At 66.2% G+C, this 1,348-nt stretch carries 1 protein-coding gene and 1 pseudogene; both read left to right on the forward strand.

All coding sequences use genetic code 11. The features are described from left to right. Positions 1 to 190: pseudogene (locus HV783_RS29285) on the forward strand (hypothetical protein); the annotation flags it as partial. A 114-nt stretch (positions 191 to 304) separates the two neighbouring features. Further along, the coding region (locus HV783_RS29290; protein WP_175190344.1) for a Tar ligand binding domain-containing protein at positions 305 to 1,348 on the forward strand (1,044 nt) is incomplete at its 3' end.

Raw genomic sequence — 1,348 nt, forward strand, 5'->3', positions numbered from 1 at the left:
CGCGCCGGCGCCGCGCCTGGCCCAGCCGGCCCGCGCCCGGCCCACCCCGAATAGCGGCGCCACCGCGGCGCGTCCGCTGCGACGCCCGGTCGTCAAGACCAGCGACGCCACCGACGTCAAGGCGGTCAAGCCGGTCCCGGCATCCTCGCGCCGAGCGCCGCCGGCGGATGACGATTGGGAATCCTTCTGACGGCGTGTTCGGCCAAGGTTTTTTGTTGCATTGAATAGGTAGTAGAAAACACATCCCTTTTACGACGGGGCGACGTCAACATGTCGCCTCGGCGGTTACCGGAAATATCGGAAAATGTTAAGCAATCTGAAGGTGCGCACGGGTTTGATGCTTGCCCAATTGGCAGTCGCCGTGGCCGCGCTGGTTGCCATCGCCCTGGGTTGGAACAGCATGCGATCCAACGCCGAAGCGATCAACGCTTTGGATAGCCTGAGCGTCCAGCAGAGCAATCTGGTCAAGGACTCTTATGTGCAGATGCTGCGCGCCACCATCCGCGCGGACATCGCCGCGGCCCAGCGCGCCGCCGGCGACAAGGCGGGCGCGGCCGAGAACACCCGCATCGTCCAGCAGTTGCTGACCGACGGCAAGGCCAAGCTCGAGAAGTTCAAGGCGATTCCAAAGACCACCGATATCGGCCGCGCCGCCGAAGGCCAACTGCTGGCCTCGTTCAACGGCTTTGCCGAAGGCCTGCAGGCCATGCTGGGCGCGCTGGACCGGGGGGACAACGCCGAATACCTGAACCTGAAGAACACCAAGACCGCCGCGGCCAGCGGCGCGTTTTCCAAGCAGTTGACCGAATTCGCGACCGCGATCACCACCTATAGCGAAGAGCGGGTGGCGGCGTCGCGCTCGGAGGGCGCGGTCATGGCGTATGTCTACCTCGCGCTGGTCCTGGTAATCCTGGCCGTGTCGCTGGGCGCCTTCCTGTTCATGAACCGCGTCGTGCTGCGGCCGCTGCGGGCCGTCGGCGAGAGCTTTGACCGGATCGCCGGCGGCGACCTGACCACTCGCGTCGAGGTGCAATCGACCAACGAGATCGGCGCCCTGATGGCGGCGGTCAAGCGCATGCAGGAAAGCCTGGCGCGCACGGTGTCGACCGTGCGCCGTGGCGTCGACGAGATCAACGTTGGCTCGCGCGAGATCTCGGCCGGCAACACCGACCTGTCCAGCCGCACGGAAGAGCAGGCGGCTTCGCTGGAAGAGACCGCCGCTTCGATGGAAGAACTTGCCTCGACGGTCAAGCAGAACGCCGACAACGCGCGCCAGGCCAACCAGTTGGCGGCCAGCGCGTCGGACGTGGCCGAGCGCGGCGGTTCGGCGGTGGCCGAAGTGGTCAAC

The organism is Achromobacter dolens, from assembly GCF_902859745.1.
GTDB classification, from domain to species: Bacteria; Pseudomonadota; Gammaproteobacteria; order Burkholderiales; family Burkholderiaceae_B; genus Achromobacter; species Achromobacter dolens.